Raw genomic sequence first — 16,873 nt, forward strand, 5'->3', positions numbered from 1 at the left:
GCAAAGGTCGCCGTTCGGGAAGGGGCTGGGTTCAGCCTTTGCCTCGGGTGCGGGTCCTGTGGGGCTTGCCGTTCTGCTCAATGAACTGGATGATGCGGCCGGCCACATCGATGCCCGAGGCGGTTTCGATCCCCTCCAGGCCCGGACTGGCGTTGATCTCGATCACCACCGGGCCGCGGTCGGAGCGCAGGATGTCCACACCGCAGACATTGAGGCCGACGATCTTCGCCGCCCGTACCGCCGTGGCCCGTTCCTGGGGGGTGAGTTTCACCGGTTCCGGGGTGCCGCCCCGGTGCAGGTTGGAACGGAATTCCCCCTCCTTGGCCCGGCGCATCATGGACGCGACCACCTTGCCGCCCACCACGAAACAGCGCAGGTCGGTGCCGCCGGCCTCCTTGATGAACTCCTGCACCAGGATGTTCTGGCGCAGGCCCATGAAGGCCTGGATGACGCTCTCGGCGGCCTTGCGGGTTTCCGCCAGCACCACCCCCACCCCCTGGGTGCCTTCCAGCAGCTTGATCACCAGCGGTGCGCCTTCCACCTCCCGCAGCAGGTCGTCGATGTCGTCCGGGGAATGGGCAAAGCCGGTGACCGGCAGGCCGATCCCTTCCCGGGACAGCAGTTGCAGGCAGCGCAGTTTGTCCCGGGCGCGGCTGATGGCCACGGATTCGTTCACCGGAAACACCCCCATCATCTCGAACTGGCGCAGCACGGCGGTGCCGTAGAAGGTGATGGAAGCGCCGATGCGGGGGATTACGGCATCAAAACCGGTCAGCTCGCACCCCTTGTAGTGGATGCTGGGCTTGTCGGAGGTGATATTCATGTAGCAGCGCAGGGGGTCCAGAACCTGGACCTGATGTCCCTGGGCCTTGGCGGCCTCGACCAGCCGGCGGGTGGAATACAGGCGGGAGTTTCGCGAGAGAATGGCAATTTTCATGCAGGGCTTCAGGCTTGGAAAAGGCGGGCCAAGCTTGAGGCTTTGCACGGGCTTGGGCAAGGGGGGAAAGGCCCTTCTTCCCCGTCGGGGAAGAAGGGCGGGACAACATCAGCCCATGGCCTGCTGCCGGGGGGAGCGGCTGCGGCGGTGGTTCAGGATGACCACCACGCCCTGCCGCTTCACTTCCGGCAGGGACTGCACGATGGCCCGGCCCAGGGGGCGGGGGAGCTGTTCGAACAGGCGGGCCACCGTATAGGTGGGCAGCCCCCCGGCCAGACGAATCGCATCCTTTTGCGAGATATCCAGCAGCACCCGGATCTGGGACTGTTCAGCCAGCTTCAGAAACCGCAGGCGCGCCGCGCCGTATTCTCCCATCCGCACCGCCGTACCCACCGTCTCCAGGGCCGCATCGGTCCACGGCAGGGCGTGGATGGCGTCGTTGGCCGCTTCGAAGGGGGTGGCTGCGTTGTTCATCAGATTGTTCATGTCTACTTTTCCTTCCTGCCCCCGGGGGCATGCTGCAAGGGTATCCGGTTGGGTTCGTGAACCGGTTTCGGGTGGAAGTCATGACACGACGGGAAGAAAAGCCGCATGAACCCCTAACGAAAAACACCGCCCTGGTGGCGGCTGTGATTCATGCGTAAGTTGGGGGGCTCCCGTACGTGCCCTGGATGGGGTTCGGCGCGTCGGGACCGGGAGCCCCGGACGGTCAGATGACCGTGGCGGGGAACTCGTCTCGACGGACGCTGCACCACACCCATGCCGGACCCGAAATGGTCGTCACGCGTGTGCAAGTTGTACAGCAACTGTCCATACGAACACGAAGTCCTCTGTGGCCTGACATGTGCCCCCGGACACGGCCGGGAACGGGCGCAAAGATACCCCTTCGGCAGCGATTTTTAAAGCCCTTCGGGGCGCATTTTTACAGTTTTATTTCATGGGGTCCGATCGGCCCCGGCACGGGGCTCGCCGGCCAGCCAGGAGGCGGTGGAATCCACCAGATAGGCGGCGCATTGCAGGGCGTTGCGGCCCAGCAGCATGCGAAAGCTCATGGTATCCCGGTTGGTGAGGGTGATTTCCACCGCATGGGTCCGTTCGCCGATGATGATCGGGGTGCGGATCACATAGCGTTGCTGGCGGTGACCGCCGGAGTCGGTGACCACCCGCCGGTCCGCCACCGGGGCCTGGCAGTCCACCACCACGTCCCGCCGTCGTCGCAGGGGATGCACGCCGAAACGCACCCAGGGCTGTCCGTCCCGCGTAAAGGGTTCCACGTAAAAGGCGTGCAGGGCGCAGGTGCGGGCGCCGGTATCCACCTTGCAGGTGATGCCGGCCAGCCCCAGGTCGGGGAGGGCGATGCGTTCCCGCCAGCCCAGGCGGGGTTGTGCATCGGTGGGAGGACTCGGGGTGTTCATCATTTTGCGCGAAGTCGGTTGATCCGGTGATGCGTTCAGGAGGATCATACAACGCAATGCCCGTCCCATCGTCGGCAAGGAGGCTGACCATGTCCAGAGCCTTACCCTGTCTGCCTGTCCAGGCCCGTCTCGTCATTGCCGGTCGATCCCTGCCGGTGATGTCGCTGCGGGGTTCGGAATCCCTCAGCGGGGTCTGGCGGGTGTTGCTGGAGGTCATCGGGCCCGGTGTCGAGTATCCGGGCAGGCTGGGTGCCCCTGCCCGCCTGGAAGTGTCCGATGCACACGGCGCCCGCAAGGTGTTCGACGGCATCCTGTGTGCGTGTGGTCCCGTCCCTGGGTTGGATGTCACCTGGGCTGCCCCCCATCGTTTTCGCGTGCTGCTGCGCTCCCGCCTTTACCGGCTTGCCCTGACTCGGCGCACCCGCCTGTTCAGCGATCTGAGTCCGCCCGATCTGGCGGAACGCCTGTTGGCGGCGGCGGGAGTTCGCCTGCAGAGTGAACGGCTGATGCATGCCTACCCCCGTCGCGCCGGCATCCTGCAGGCCGACGAGTCGGATCTGAGCCTGTTGAATCGGGTGCTGGCCAGAGCGGGCATCCATTGGCATGTCACTTCGGGACATGGCCTGGAAACGCTGGTGCTGGTGGATGATCCGGCCGGGCTGACGCCGGCTGCACCCACGGAGTGGACCTGGCGGGGTCAGTCCGGCGGTTGGAGCCGGCAGCCGCCCGGCGTGCTGTCCGTCCATGAACGGATCCGTCCGGTGCCGGGCTGTTTCACCGTCACCGGACGACTGGCGGACGGCCGTGCCTACCGTGCCTCGGCACTGACCGGCCGCGGAGAGGGGGTGCAGGACCGGATCGGGTATGGGCTGCATACGGTGGAGGCGCTGGACCACCGCGCCCGGTTACTGGCGGAGCGGGCGTGTTGCCGGCATCGCACCCTGGCGCTGGAGACCACGGTTCTGGGGCCCGGGGCGGGCGAATGGGGCAGGCTCGGGGAGATCCCCGGCCGTTCCGCCCTCGAGGGGGCCTGGCTGGTGACGGCCGTGCAGCATCATGCCATCGCCGGGGACGACGGTCGGCTCAACTATCTGGGCCGGATGGCACTGGCACCCCGGGATCTGCCCTGGCGGCCACCGGAGCCCAGGCGTTCCTGGACGGTGCCGGATCTGTTGCCGGTGGAGGTGGCGGGCGGCCCGGGGCCGGTCGCCGGGCCGCGGCTGGATGGCGTCGGGTGCTACAGGGTACGGCTGGAGGCGGAAACCGATCCGGTGTCCGTGACGCCGTGGCTGGATCGCATGACCCCTTACGCGGCCCCACCCGGGACCACGGGATCCGCCGGCGGCTGGCATGCCCCCTGGCATCCCGGGCAGCGGTTGATGCTGGTCTGTCTGGGAGGGGATCCCGATGGCTTTGCGGTCCTGGACGGGGCCTTCCCGGATGCCCGCCATCCCTCGCCCGTCAATGGGGAATACCCGGCCGCCCATCGTTATCAAACCCCGGGCGGGCTGACTCTGTTGATGGATGATCACCGGGATGCGCCGGTGCTGCGCCTGCATACGGCGGGTGAACGGCACTGGCTGTCACTGGAGGCGGGGACGGAAGGGCACTTGCTGTCCCTGGTCTGTCGGGAGGGCGCCCTGATCATCCGCGCCGGGCGCTGTCTGCATGTGCGCGGTGGTGGCGACATGAACACCCGCATCGGTGGCGGGCAAGTGGAGCAGGTCCGTGGTTCCGTGCTGCGGCAAGGCGATGGGCACATGCAGGTCCGGTCCGCGAAGGGGTTGCGGGCCTCGGCCGGGGGAAATCTCTCGATGACGGCCCGGAAGGATCTTCGCGTTCGGGCGGGCAGGGGGGTGCGCCTGCTGGCCGGAGGGGATCTGGTGCTGCATGTGGCCCATGGCGGGCTGCAATGGCGAGTGGCGGGGGATCTGCGGGTCATGGCTGGCCGGGGACTCAGGATCGAGCCCCTGGGCACGGCACCGATCCGGATTCGGACCGGTGGCGGCGGCATCACCCTCCTGCCGGGCGCGGGGCAGGTGCTGATCCACGGTCGGGGCGTTCGCCTGAGCGGGCGCAAGCTGGATCTGTGGGGCACCGTGGATACCCGGGTGTCAGGGGCATGACCCGGTTCAGCGGGGAAAGATCACCAGGTGATTGAAACCCAGCTTGAGGGGAATGCGTTCTCCCAGGGCGTAGTTCTCGTGGGAGGGGGCCAGGCACAGTACGGTGTCGCCGCTGCCCAGACGCAGGGTGTAGAGGAAATTGGCGCCGCGGAAGGCCTTGTCGGTGACCTCGCCGAAGATCCTGCTGCCGTCATCGGGCAGGATGTCGTCGGGGCGGACCAGCACGTCCACCGGATCGCCGGGTCGGCAGGCCTCCGGGATCATGCCGGTGATGGCCCCCAGCTCGGTCTCCACCTCGTGCTCGTTGAGTACGGTCCCCGTCAGCATCTTGCCCTGACCGATGAAATCCGCCACGAACCGGGCCGCGGGCTTGTGGTAGAGGTTGTAGGCGGTGTCCCATTGCAGCACCCGGCCGGCGTTGATGACGGCGATGCGGTCGGCAAAGGCAAAGGCCTCGTTCTGGTCATGGGTGACCAGCATGGCGGTGATGTCTTCCTGCTTGAGGATGGCGCGGACCTCCCGGGCCAGGCCCTCGCGCAGTTCCACGTCCATGTTGGAAAAGGGCTCGTCCAGCAACAGCAGCCTGGGTCTGGGCGCCATGGCGCGGGCCACGGCGATGCGCTGCTGCTGCCCGCCGGACAGGGCGTGGGGGTAGGCCGGGCCGTAGTCCGGCAGGCCGATGAGCCGCAGCAGCTCCGTGACCCGCTCCCGCCGGGCCCGGCTGGACTGGCCGCGGATGCCGAAAGCGATGTTTTCCGCCACCGTCAGATGGGGAAACAGGGCGAAATCCTGGAACACCATGCCCACCTGACGCCGCTCCGGGGGCAGAGTCCAGCCAGCCTGGCTCACCACCCGGCCGTCCAGCAGCACCTGCCCCGCACTCGCCGGCTCGAAACCGGCGATGGTGCGCAGCAACGTGGTCTTGCCGCAGCCGCTGGGGCCCAGCAGGCAGCCGATGACCCCCTTGTTCAGGGCGAGGCTGACGTCGTGGACAACGGTGGTACCGTCATAGCCCACGCTGACGTGGTCGATTTCAAGCAGGCGTGTCATGTCCGGGTCTGGAACGGCTGATGGTGCGGCTGATGAGGATCACCGGGATGATCCCCGCCAGGACGATGGCCAGGGCCGCGCTGGCGGAATCCGCCAGCCTCTCGTCCGAGGCCAGCTCGAAGGCGCGCACCGCCAGGGTGTTGAAGTTGAAGGGGCGCAGTATCAGGGTGGCCGGCAGTTCTTTCAAGACGTCCACGAACACCAGCAGGAGCGCGGTGAGCAGGCTGCCCCGCATGATGGGCATGTGGATCTTGCTCAGGACCTGCCGGGGTGGGGTGCCCAGGGAGCGGGCGGCATCATCCATGGACGGCTTGATCTTGGCCAGGCCCGCCTCCACCGTCTGCAGGGAGACGGCCAGAAAACGCACGCAGTAGGAGAACACCAGGGCCACCAGGGTGCCGGAGAGGATCAGGCCGGTGGAGATGCCGAAGGCATCCCGCATCCAGCCGTCGATGGTGTTGTCGATCCAGGCAAAGGGCAGCATCACCCCCACGGCAATGACCGTGCCGGGGATGGCGTAGCCCATTCCGGCCACCCGCACCGCGCCGTTCACCGGCAGGGAGGGGCGCAGCCGCTTGCCGTAGGCCAGCACCAGGGCCAGGGCCACCGCCAGCACGGCGGCGATGGCGGCCAGGGAGACGCTGTTCCACACCAGGCCCAGGAACTCCGGCCGCATCCACATGTGCGGGGTGCGCAAGGCCCACTGCAGCAACTGTCCGGACGGGATCACGAAGCCCAGGATGATGGGCAGGGCGCAGACCACCAGGGCGCCGGCCAGGTGCACGCCCCGCAGCCGGTAGCGAGGCAGACGGGAATAGCGGGCACTGGTGTGGTGGAAACGGGCGCGGCGTCGGGAATAGCGCTCCAGCACGATCAACACCAGCACGAAGGTCATCATGATGCCGGCCAGCTGGGCGGCGGCGCCCGGGTCACCCAGGCCGAACCAGGTGCGGAAGATGCCGGTGGTGAAGGTGGGAATGCCGAAATACTGCACCGTGCCGTAGTCTGCCAGAGTCTCCATCAGGGCCAGGGACAGGCCGGTGATGATGGCCGGTCGGGCCAGGGGCAGGGCCACGCGACGAAAGCCCGCCCAGGGGCCGGCGCCCAGGGTGCGGGAGACCTCCAGCACGCAGACGGACTGTTCCAGGAAGGCGGCGCGACTGAGCAGGTAGACGTAGGGGTAGAGCACCAGGGACAACATGATGATGGCCCCCGGCAGGGAACGGATCTGGGGGAACCAGTAGTCGCCCCAGCCCCAGCCGGTCCACTCCCGCAGCTGGGTCTGTACCGGGCCGGCGAAATCGAGCATGCCGGTGTAGGTGTAGGCGATGATGTAGGCCGGCATGGCCAGGGGCAGCAGCAGTGCCCACTCGAACAGACGTCGACCGGGGAAATCGCACATGCTCACCAGCCAGGCGGTGGGGATGCCGATCAGAAGGACCCCCACCCCCACCCCCGCCATCAGGATCAGGGAATTGGTGACGTAGTCCTGCAGCACGGTCTGGCGCAGATGCAGCCAGACGTCGGAGGCCGGGATGAAGACATGGGCAAAGATCACCAGCACCGGCAGGGCCAGGATGGCGGCGATCAGGGGGACGCCCAGGCTCCAGGCATCGGGACGCTTGAGACGGCTTGACGAGAACCACCCTTGTCGGGATACCGGGTCAGTCCTCATGGGGTCGTCGGGTGGCTGGTCATGGCGTGGCAACGATGGGTCGGCGCTTCGGAAGGGGCATAGTCTACTGGGTATTGGCCGAATGACAAATGATCCTCGGACTGATTCCCACTTAGGGGGTATTCCGGGGCGGTCATTGCCTCAAAACTGTTAAAGCCCTGGGCTCCCGCTTTCGCGGGAGTGACGGAATGGGGATGCGCGGACGTGACGGAATGGGAGGTGTCGGGCATTCCTTGAATACCCTTCTCCCCGTGAGGGGAGAAGGGTACGACTCAGCGCCAGCCGGCCCGGTCCATCAGCCGCACGGCGGCGGCGTTGAAGTCACCCAGCATGCCCAGGTTGACCGCGTCGGCCTGGAATTCACCCAGTTCCGTCAGGGTGCCGCTCCATTCCACGCCGGGCTTGACCGGGTATTCCTGGTTGGCTTCCGCATACCAGCGCTGGGCACTGTCGCTGGCCATGAACTCGATCAGCCTGACGGCGTTGTCGGTATTGCGGGAATGGGTCACCACGCCGGCACCGCTCACGTTCACGTGTACGCCCCGGTCATCCTGGTTTGGCCAGAACACGCCGATGGACTGCGCGGCAGTGCGCTCTGCGTTATCATCGGAATTGAGCATCTGACCAAGATAGTAGGTATTGGCGATGGCCAGGTCGCACTGTCCCGCCGCCGCTGCCCGGATCTGATCCCGGTCGCCGCCCATGGGCGGACGGGCCATGTTGGCCACCAGGCCCCGTGCCCAGCTTTCCGTCTCGGCTTCGCCGTTGGCGATGATCATGGAAGCGGTCATGGACTGGTTGTACACGTTACTGGAGGAACGGATGCAGATGCTGCGGCGCCACTTTTCGTCCGCCAGGGCCTCGTAGGTGGACAGGTCGGCCGGATCCACCTTGCCCTTGACGTACATGATGGGGCGGGCGCGCATGGACAGGCCGTACCAGTAGCCCTCCGCGTCACGGTAGCTTTCGGGAATGGCCTCGTTGAGCACCGCCGACTCGATGGGGCGCAGGACGCCGGCGGCCTTGGCGCTGTTCAGGTTGCCCGCATCCACGGTGATGAGCACGTCGGCCGGGGTATTGCGGCCCTCGCTGCGCAGGCGCTGCAGCAGGGCGTCGGCCTGGGCGCTGACGATGTTGACGCGAATGCCGGTCTGTTCGGTGAACTCGTCCATCAGGGGTTTGATGAGTGCTTCCTGACGGGCGGAGTAGACGTTGACCTCACCCTGGGCCAGGGCCGGCGCGGGCAGGGTGAATGCCAGCGCACAGGCCACGAACAGGGCAGCCGGCTTTTGGAAGGTTGCTTTGACCATGGGGTGAATCACTCCTTGGGTAGTGATGGGCAAGGGATGCTGGGCCGAGACTGGAAGGAAGTCCGGTAAGCGGACTGCAAACAAGAACGAGTGTCATTTGTTTCACGAGTGCTGTCAAGATGCTCCCATGGCCGAGTTATTGCGATCTTGTTAACAGACGTGGGATTCCAGGCGGCCGGCGGTGAAAAAAAAGCGGGTGATTGCTGCATACTGACCCATTATCCCGTGGGGATGGTCGGCGGCGGCGCGGCCTTTTCGGAGCGCCCCTGATATTCTGGAGACATGATGGCTAGCGATGCTCTGAAAATCCCTAAAAAACGCATTCCGGTGAAGGTCTGGGTACACCCGGATGGTTTGGTTCTGGGAGAGATCTTCGTTCACTTGCAAAGCAGCCGGCACGACGGCGAGGAAGAACCGGCGGAAATGCTGAACGGCAGTGATGCCTTCTTCGTGATGCGTAGCCGATCCGGTGAACTGCGTTTCTACAACAAGCATGCCGTGGTCCGTCTGGAATATTCGGCACAAGTTGCCCGGCTTGAAGCCGGTTGTGCCTCCTGTCTGCAGGCTCGCCTTCATCTCATGGACGGTTCCTGCCTGGAAGGTACCATCCAGGAGGTTCTGCCCCCGGGTAATGCCCGTCTGTACGATTACATCAACATCTTCGATCAGCGCTTCGTGCGGCTTTTCCTGCCCGATGAGACCGTGGCACTCGTCAGCAAGGCCTATATCGTGCGGGTGGAAGAGCTGACGGCGGATGATGCGTCCCATGAGTTTTCTGGCTGATTTTCGTGCGGAGCGGCTGATTGCGCGGCTGCTGCAGGCAAGGGATCTGGACAGCACGGACGCGTTGCACCTGCGGAACAAGCTCAAGGCTCTGGGCGTGCCCGCCGTGGAGCGTCTGGTACCCATGCTGCTGAGTGCGGATGACGCCGGAGTCAGAGCCATTGAATGGATGCTCGACGGCTTGCTGGACCCGTCAACCCTGCCCGTGCTCCTGTCCCGTCTGACGGATGCGGGTCCCCGCGGAACGGCGCGGATCACGCACCTGCTCAGCCATGGTCGAGGTTACGACCCTCATCTTCTGGCCGAGGCCTTCAACGACCCCGCATTGCCCAAGGCGCCGCTGATCCAGGCCCTCACCGCCCAGCAGGACCGTCTGGACGGCGGCGTCCTGCTGCGCATTGCCCACCAGCTGCAGCCGGCGGCACGCAATGCCCTGTTCCAGGTCATCGAGGCGGTGGCCGAGCCGGCCATGATCCCCGAGTTGGTCAACCGTGCCTCGGGCAAGGATCCGGCGATGCGACGGCTGGTGGTGAAGGTGTTGGGCCGCTTTGATGTGCCACAGGCCCGCAAGGCCCTGGAGCACGCCCTGCACGACGCCGACAAGGGCGTGCGTCAGGCCGCGCTGGCAGCCCTGGTGGAACGGGGCGTCAGCGTGGATCTGGCGCTCCTGTGCGGTCTTTTGCGGGACCCGGACCTGGGTATTCAGGAGCAGGCCGTGGACGCGGTGATTCGCCGTCATGATCCCGATACCATCACCCACTTGCTGCCGGTTCTTCGGGATGAGTCCGAATATGCCCGTCGGGCCGGGGTGGAAGTCCTCAACAGCATCGGTAGCACCCGTGACGTGAAGCTGTTGCTGAACTCGGTGAAGGATGAGGACTGGTGGGTGAGGGCGCGGGCCGCCGATGCCCTGGCCAGGATCGGCGGTCCGCGGGTGGTCAGGGCGGTGGTGGAACTGTTGCGGGATGATGATGAGTTCATTCGCCGCTCCGCCGTGGAGATCCTCAATGCCACCCGTGACGAGGGGGCGCTGGGGCATCTCATGTCGGCCCTGGATGATTCGGACTGGTGGGTGAGGGAGCGGGCGGTGGATGCCCTGGGGGATATGGGGCACCAGACGGCGGTACCGGCGCTGATCGATCTGATGGAACGGGATACCAGGGCGGCGCCCGCCGTCATCCGTGCCCTGGCCAAGCTCAAGGATGACCGTGCCGTGGAGCCGTTGCTCAAACAGCTGGCCGTGGCCAGTGATGCCATCCGCCTGGACGCGGTCCAGGCCCTGGAGGCGCTGGCGGATTCTTCCAATGTGCAGCGCATTCTGCAGGCGATAACACGGCATGCCTCGGGGACCGAGGGCGAACTGGAAATCACCGGCCGGGATGTCTCGACCCGTCTGAGCAACCGGTTTGCCCTCAACGGCAATGGGGGCGCCGTGATGGAGCGGACCCTGCTCACGGATGAGGTCACCTCCATGCTGGGAGACGATACAGGGAGCCATGTCACCGGGACGGTGCGCCAGATGGCCCGCCCGGCAAGGGCCGCGGGGCAGTCCGCCCTGGATCTGAATGCCCTGGAACCCGGAGACCTGCTGGGGGATCGCTATCGCTTCGTCCGCCGGGTCGGCAAGGGGGCGTTCGGAACCGTCCTGCTCATGGAAGACACCATGATCTCGGAAACCATCATTCTCAAGGTGATGAATCCCCAACTGGCCGCCGACGAGGAGATGATCAAACGCTTCATTCAGGAGTTGCGTCTGTCGCGCAAGATTACCCACGAGAACGTCATCCGCATCCATGATTTCCTGGTGGTACAGGGTGCCCTGGCCATTTCCATGGAGTATTTTCCCTCTTCCACCCTGGGGGCCATTCTGCAGAAAACCAGTCCGCTGCCGGTGTCCCGCGCCCTGCGCTATGCGGAAGATATCGCGGCCGGCATGTCCGCGGCCCACGAGGTGGGTGTCATACATCGGGACCTCAAGCCGGGCAACGTGCTTATCAACGGTCGGGACATCCTCAAGATCGTGGACTTTGGGGTGGCCGCGGTCACCGGGGCGGGCGATACCCGCCTGACTCGAACCGGCATCCTCATCGGGACACCCAAGTACATGGCCCCGGAACAGGTCCTGGGGCAGCCGGTGTCGACGCGCTCGGATATCTATGCCCTGGGGGTGATGCTCTACGAGATGCTGGCGGGACGCCCGCCCTACCTGGGGGAGGACCAGGTATCGATCATGTATCAGCATGTCCAGGGAAAGGCGACGTCCCTGTCAGAGCTGAACTCCGCGATAGACCCCGGGTTGGCCGAGGTGGTGGCGCGGATGATGGCGGTGGACCCGGAGGCACGTTACCAGACCATGGTTCAGGTGCGCGAGGTACTGCATGCCCAGAATTGATGCCTTTCTCAAGCTGGCCCGCGAGCAGGGGTGCTCGGACCTTCATCTGGCGGTGGGATTGCCGCCGTTGCTGCGCATGAACGGGGACATCATGCCCATCCGTTTTCGCGACCTGGCGGCCCGGGAGTTGGAAACCTACATCATGGAGATCCTCACGCCGGCCCAGAAACAGCGTTTCAGCGAGGGCGATGATCTGGACTTCTCCTACGTGACGGAGGAGGTGGGGCGTTTCCGTGCCAATCTCTTCCGCAAGGCAACCGGCATCGGCGCCACCTTTCGCCATATCCCCGCGCAGGCCCCGGATCTGGACAGCCTGGGGTTGCCTTCGGTGGTCAAGCAGCTGATCGAACATCATCAGGGCATGGTGCTGGTCACCGGCTCCACCGGTACCGGCAAGTCCACCACCCTGGCGGCCATCATCGACTACATCAATACCCACCGGGCAGTCAACATCATCAGCCTGGAGGACCCGGTGGAGTTCGTGCACCGGAGCAAGCGCGCCCAGGTGATCCAGCGCGAGGTGGGGAATCATGTCCCCAGCTACGCCCACGGGCTGCGCAATGCCCTGCGCGAGGACCCGGACGTGATCCTGGTGGGGGAACTGCGGGACGTGGACTCCATGATCATGGCCATGATCGCGGCGGAAACCGGGCACCTGGTGTTGGGCACCATGCATACCACATCGGCCGTGAAGACCATCGACCGGATCCTGGACAGCCTGCCCCTGGAGCAGCGGGAACAGGGCAAAACCTTCCTGTCCCAGAACCTGCACGGGGTGATCACCCAGACCCTGGTCAAGTCCGCCGACGGGCGTGGCCGCCGGGCGGTGGTGGAGACCTTGGTGATCAACCGGGCCATCGCCAAGATGATCATGACCGACAAGGTGCACCAGATCCCGACACAGATGCAGACCGGGCGCACCCAGGGCATGCAGTTGCTGGATCAGGCATTGCTGGAGGCCGTGCAGCGCAATGAGATCGATCCGGATGATGCCTACCAGTTCGCGCTGGACAAGAAGAGTCTGCAGCGTTTCGTGACCGATGCGAGCCTGCTGCCCAAGATCGATCTGGCGGGAGGCTGAGGCCCATGCATCATGTGGATGATTATCTCGGCAAACTCATCGCGGCGGAGGGGTCCGACCTGCATCTGGTGTCCGGTGACCCGCCGCGGATGCGGGTGAACGGCGATCTGCAGGTCATCGAGTCCACCCCATTGACCCGGCAGGCGCTGAACGACTTCATGGCCGAGATCCTGCCTCCCGGCGCCCGCGAGATCTTCGAGCGGGATGACGGGGTGGATTTTGCCTATGCCGTGGAGGGTCTGGCCCGTTTTCGTGTCAACCTGTTCCGGCATGTGGGCGGACTGGCCGCCGTCTTTCGCGCCATTCCCTCCAAGTCCCTGACCCTGTCCCAGTTGGGCATGCCGCCGGTGATCAACAGCCTGGGCATGCAGCGCCATGGGCTGGTCCTGGTGACCGGCAAGACCGGTTCGGGCAAGACCACCACCCTGGCGGCCATGGTCAACGACATCAACGAACGTCGCCGGGGGCACATCATCACCATCGAGGACCCCATCGAATTCGTCCATGAACGCAAGCGCTGCCTGATCAGCCAGCGGCAGGTAGGGCTTCATACCAAGGGTTTCTCCGCCGCCCTGCGCTCCGCCCTGCGGGAAGATCCGGATGTGATACTGGTGGGTGAAATGCGGGATCTGGAAACCATCTCCCTGGCGGTCACGGCGGCGGAGACGGGCATCCTGGTGCTGGGAACCCTGCATACCAACGGGGCCGCCGCCACCGTGGATCGCATCATCAACGCCTTCCCCGCCATGAAGCAGGCCCAGATCCGGGCCATGCTGTCCACCTCCCTGCGCGGCGTCATCTCCCAGCAACTGGTGCGTCGGCAGGATGGCCAGGGACGTCTCGCGGCGGTGGAGATCCTGGTCAATACACCGGCGATTGCCAATCTGTTGCGGGAGGGCAAGACCGAACAACTGCTGGGTACCATGCAGTCCGGCGCCCTGATGGGCATGCAGACCATGGATGGTGCCCTGCACCGTCTCCTGGATGCCGGTCTGATCACGGGCCGGGAGGCCTACCATCAGGCCATCGGCAAGGCCGAATTCGAAGCCGTCCGGGAGCAGGACTGAGCCGAAGCCGGGTGACGCCGCCGTGATGCCCGTCCGCACCCGATCCCGTCACCGAAATTGAACCCTCGTCTCCCATCTCGTAAGCTGCCGTAATGACCACGCCCACCTCTCAAGACCTCTGCCTGGACGGCATCCCCCAGGCGGCCCGACCGGGCATTCTCAACCTGGCCCAGGACTATCTGTCCGCCTGTCAAAGCCAGGGTCTGGCTCCCGGCCCCTGGCCCGGGTCCCTGGCCCGGGTCTGGTACCACAGCGAGTTCGTCGCCCGTGTCGCCATCCGCCGTCCGGAAGCATTCATGGCCCTGCTGGCGTCCGGTGACCTGGAGCGGGTCTACGGCGATGGGGACATGTGTCGCCGGGTCCGGGATACCCTGGAGACGGCCGGGGACGAGGCCGGCCTGATGCGTCTGCTGCGCCAGGCCCGCAACCGGGAGATGGTTCGCATCGCCTGGCGTGACCTGACCGGGACGGCCACCCTGGAGGAAACCCTGGATGACCTCTCCACCCTGGCGGATCACCTCATCGACGCCGCCCTGGACTGGCTCCACCAGGACATGGCGTGCCGCCACGGCGAACCCCGGGATGCCGACGGGCAACCCCAGCGTCTGGTGGTGCTGGGCATGGGCAAGCTGGGCGGACATGAACTCAACTTCTCCTCCGACATCGACCTCATCTTCGCCTATCCCCGGACCGGCCAGACCGACGGCGAACGCTGCCTGGACAACCAGCAGTTCTTCATCCGTCTGGGGCAGCGTCTGATCAAGGTGCTCAACGAAAAGACCCCCGACGGCTTCGTCTACCGGGTGGACATGCGCCTGCGTCCCTTCGGCGACACCGGCCCCCTGGTGATGAGCTTCGATGCCCTGGAAGATTACTACGAGAGCCACGGCCGGGAATGGGAGCGCTATGCCCTGATCAAGGCCCGCGCCGTGGCCGGCGACCGGGACAGCGCCGAACAGCTCCATGCACTGCTGCGCCCCTTCATCTACCGTCGCTATCTGGACTTCGGTGCCTTCGGCTCCCTGCGGGACATGAAGGCCCTGATCAACCGCGAGGCGGCGCGCAAGGGCAAGGAGCAGGACATCAAGCTGGGGGAGGGCGGCATCCGGGAAGTGGAGTTCGTCGGCCAGGCCTTCCAGCTCATTCGTGCCGGACGCGATCCCTCACTGCAGTTGCGGGGCATCCGGCCCGTGCTGGAGCGACTGGCGGCCCAGGACCTGATGCCCGCCTACGCGGTGCGCCACCTGCTGGAGGCCTATGATTTCCTGCGCCGCACCGAAAACCGTCTGCAGATGGTGGCGGATCAGCAGACCCACCGGCTGCCCCGGGAGGATCAGGACCGCCTGTGTCTGGCCCTGTCCATGGGGTTCGAGGACTGGGACAGCTTCGAAACCACCCTGGATCGTCACATGCGCCGGGTGCACGGCCAGTTCGAGCAGGTCTTTGCCGCCCCCCAACGGGCCGATGACGATGTCGAACAGGCCGCCCAGCCCGAGGCGCAACGGGATCTGGCGGCCCTGTGGCTGGGCTCCCTCGGCCGGGAACGCAGTCTGGAGGTGCTGGATACCCTGGGTCTGACCGGCCCGGAAAGCGCCCTGGCGGGTCTGGAACACCTGCGTGACTGCAGCGCCTGCCGCAATCTCACCGCCACCGGGCGCGGGCGCCTGGACCGGCTCATGCCCCTGATGCTGGGCGTGCTCAGCGGCCTCAAGGACCCCGACGCCACCCTGGAGCGCCTGTTGCGTCTGGTGCAGACCATCGCCCGGCGTTCCGTCTATCTTTCCCTGCTGGTGGAAAACCCCCTGGCCCTGTCCCAGCTGGCGCGACTGTGCGAGGCCAGCCCCTGGATCGCCGACCATCTGACCCGCTACCCCCTGTTGCTGGATGAACTGCTGGACCCCCGCAGTCTCTACGCCCCGCCCGGTCGCCAGGGACTGATGGATGCCCTCAACGACGAACTGGTGCAGGTCCCCCAGGACGACCTGGAGCAGGTCATGGACCGGCTGCGCATGTTCAAGCAGGTTCAGGTCCTCAAGGTGGCCGCCGCCGACATCATGGACGTGCTGCCGGTGATGAAGGTCAGCGACCACCTGACCTGGATCGCCGAAGTGGTGCTGGAGCGGGTGCTGGGACTGGTGCTGGAACAACTGATCGCCAAACACGGCCGTCCCCGCTGTCTCGTCGACGGCGAGCCCTTCGAACCGGGCTTTGCCGTGGTGGGTTACGGCAAGCTGGGTGGGCTGGAACTGGGTTACGGCTCGGACCTGGACATCGTTTTCCTGCACGACAGCCGGGGGGAACAGGCCATGACCGACGGCGAACGCCCGCTGGACAACAGCGAATTCTTTGCCCGTGTCGGCCAGCGAATACTGCATTTCCTGGGGGTCTTCACCGGGGCGGGGCGGCTTTACGAGGTGGACACCCGGCTGCGCCCCAGCGGTGCCTCGGGTCTGCTGGTGACCAGCGTGCCCGCCTTCGAGGACTACCAGCTCGGCTCCGCCTGGACCTGGGAACACCAGGCCCTGGTGCGTGCCCGTCCGGTGGCCGGGGATGCCCGCATCGCAGAAGCCTTTCAGGCCATGCGTGGCCGCGTGCTGCGCCAGCCCCGGGACGAAGCCGCCCTGCGGCGGGAAGTGCGCGAGATGCGGGAAAAGATGTGGAAGGAACACGCCACCCGCGACCCTGCGTGGTTCGATCTCAAGAGAGACCCCGGCGGTATCGCGGATATTGAATTTATGGTGCAATATCTGGTTCTGGCCCATGCCGCCCGGCATCCCCAGCTCACGACCTGGCCCGACAACATCCGCATCCTGGAGTCTCTGATCGAGACCGGCCTGATGCCCAGGGATGACGCCCTGTTCCTGATGGACACCTACCGGAGTTTCAGGGACCGGATCCACGAGCTGACCCTGCAGGAAATGCCTGCCAGGGTGCCGGTTGTGGACTGGGCGAGGGAACGCGAGCAGGTGCGCGCCTTCTGGCAACGCCTGATGACATAGCAGCGATCATGAAGGGTGTGCGCGCCGGGTTCCGTGCC

12 protein-coding genes are annotated in these 16,873 nt (G+C 65.7%); 6 read left to right on the top strand and 6 right to left on the bottom strand.

Annotated features, from left to right (window positions below):
• Positions 1-31: 31 nt before the first annotated feature.
• The 3 genes from rimK to ACLF6L_RS02705 all read right to left on the bottom strand — a co-directional run bounded on the left by rimK (position 32) and on the right by ACLF6L_RS02705 (position 2,352).
• Positions 32-937: a 30S ribosomal protein S6--L-glutamate ligase gene (gene rimK, locus ACLF6L_RS02695; protein ID WP_238617324.1), complete on the bottom strand. Its 906-nt coding sequence runs from the start codon at positions 935-937 to the stop codon at positions 32-34.
• 108 nt (positions 938-1,045) lie between these two features.
• The gene (locus ACLF6L_RS02700) at positions 1,046-1,423 is read right to left on the bottom strand and encodes a hypothetical protein (protein WP_238617325.1); all 378 of its coding nucleotides are present in this window, start codon (positions 1,421-1,423) and stop codon (positions 1,046-1,048) included.
• 449 nt (positions 1,424-1,872) lie between these two features.
• Entirely contained in the window at positions 1,873-2,352 is a 480-nt protein-coding gene (locus ACLF6L_RS02705; protein WP_412852739.1) for an ATP-dependent zinc protease, read from the bottom strand.
• 89 nt (positions 2,353-2,441) lie between these two features.
• On the opposite strand from ACLF6L_RS02705, the gene ACLF6L_RS02710 reads away from it, so the two are divergent.
• A complete protein-coding gene (locus ACLF6L_RS02710; RefSeq protein ID WP_412852321.1) occupies positions 2,442-4,478 on the top strand; it encodes a type VI secretion system Vgr family protein in 2,037 nt (678 codons plus the stop codon).
• 6 nt (positions 4,479-4,484) lie between these two features.
• Here ACLF6L_RS02710 and ACLF6L_RS02715 read toward each other — a convergent pair whose 3' ends face one another.
• The 3 genes from ACLF6L_RS02715 to ACLF6L_RS02725 all read right to left on the bottom strand — a co-directional run bounded on the left by ACLF6L_RS02715 (position 4,485) and on the right by ACLF6L_RS02725 (position 8,513).
• Positions 4,485-5,528 carry an ABC transporter ATP-binding protein gene (locus ACLF6L_RS02715; RefSeq protein ID WP_238617327.1) on the bottom strand — a complete coding sequence of 348 codons (1,044 nt, stop codon included), beginning with the start codon at positions 5,526-5,528 and terminating at the stop codon, positions 4,485-4,487.
• The gene (locus ACLF6L_RS02720; RefSeq protein ID WP_238617328.1) at positions 5,512-7,203 is read right to left on the bottom strand and encodes an ABC transporter permease; all 1,692 of its coding nucleotides are present in this window, start codon (positions 7,201-7,203) and stop codon (positions 5,512-5,514) included. The genes ACLF6L_RS02715 and ACLF6L_RS02720 overlap by 17 nt, the downstream gene beginning before the upstream one ends.
• A 272-nt stretch (positions 7,204-7,475) precedes the next feature.
• A complete protein-coding gene (locus tag ACLF6L_RS02725) occupies positions 7,476-8,513 on the bottom strand; it encodes a Fe(3+) ABC transporter substrate-binding protein (protein ID WP_238617329.1) in 1,038 nt (345 codons plus the stop codon).
• A gap of 285 nt (positions 8,514-8,798) precedes the next feature.
• On the opposite strand from ACLF6L_RS02725, the gene ACLF6L_RS02730 reads away from it, so the two are divergent.
• The 5 genes from ACLF6L_RS02730 to glnE all read left to right on the top strand — a co-directional run bounded on the left by ACLF6L_RS02730 (position 8,799) and on the right by glnE (position 16,835).
• The gene (locus tag ACLF6L_RS02730) at positions 8,799-9,296 is read left to right on the top strand and encodes a hypothetical protein (protein WP_238617330.1); all 498 of its coding nucleotides are present in this window, start codon (positions 8,799-8,801) and stop codon (positions 9,294-9,296) included.
• Positions 9,280-11,688 (top strand): HEAT repeat domain-containing protein, encoded by a 2,409-nt coding sequence (locus ACLF6L_RS02735; RefSeq protein WP_412852322.1) that lies wholly within the window; start codon positions 9,280-9,282, stop codon positions 11,686-11,688. The genes ACLF6L_RS02730 and ACLF6L_RS02735 overlap by 17 nt, the downstream gene beginning before the upstream one ends.
• On the top strand, positions 11,675-12,769 hold the full coding sequence (locus ACLF6L_RS02740) for a type IV pilus twitching motility protein PilT (protein ID WP_238617332.1): 1,095 nt from the start codon (positions 11,675-11,677) through the stop codon (positions 12,767-12,769). The genes ACLF6L_RS02735 and ACLF6L_RS02740 overlap by 14 nt, the downstream gene beginning before the upstream one ends.
• Positions 12,770-12,774: 5 nt before the next feature.
• On the top strand, positions 12,775-13,836 hold the full coding sequence (locus tag ACLF6L_RS02745; protein WP_412852323.1) for a type IV pilus twitching motility protein PilT: 1,062 nt from the start codon (positions 12,775-12,777) through the stop codon (positions 13,834-13,836).
• Between the two features lie 92 nt (positions 13,837-13,928).
• Positions 13,929-16,835, top strand: coding sequence for a bifunctional [glutamate--ammonia ligase]-adenylyl-L-tyrosine phosphorylase/[glutamate--ammonia-ligase] adenylyltransferase (gene glnE, locus ACLF6L_RS02750; RefSeq protein ID WP_412852324.1), 2,907 nt, complete (start codon positions 13,929-13,931; stop codon positions 16,833-16,835).
• The last annotated feature ends 38 nt before the right edge of the window (positions 16,836-16,873 follow it).

Origin of the sequence: Ectothiorhodospira shaposhnikovii, from assembly GCF_047222355.1 — a bacterium.
Lineage (GTDB): Bacteria > Pseudomonadota > Gammaproteobacteria > Ectothiorhodospirales > Ectothiorhodospiraceae > Ectothiorhodospira.